Origin of the sequence: Clostridioides sp. ZZV14-6387, from assembly GCF_020657835.1 — a bacterium.
Lineage (GTDB): Bacteria > Bacillota > Clostridia > Peptostreptococcales > Peptostreptococcaceae > Clostridioides > Clostridioides difficile_A.
This window is the reverse complement of sequence record NZ_JAGWCW010000172.1, coordinates 1-204: the sequence shown is the minus strand read 5'-3', so window position 1 is coordinate 204 and position 204 is coordinate 1. Positions and strand designations below refer to the sequence as shown.

At 25.5% G+C, this 204-nt stretch carries 1 pseudogene; it reads left to right on the top strand.

The window, feature by feature from the left end:
- Window positions 1-204, top strand: a pseudogene (locus KGF38_RS20285) (IS200/IS605 family element RNA-guided endonuclease TnpB); the annotation flags it as partial.

Sequence of the window (204 nt, the reverse complement as noted above, 5' to 3'; positions counted from 1 at the left end):
CAGTGCAGTTCTGATTTGACCAATTTAAAAAGAGAATTAGAGTGGCTTAAAGAACCTGATAAATTTTCACTACAAAATACCTTAAAAGATTTAGAAAACGCATATAAAAAATTCTTTAAGGAAAATACAGGGTTTCCTAAATTTAAATCAAAGAAAACTAATAGATTTTCATATAGAACTAACTTTACAAATGGAAATATTATG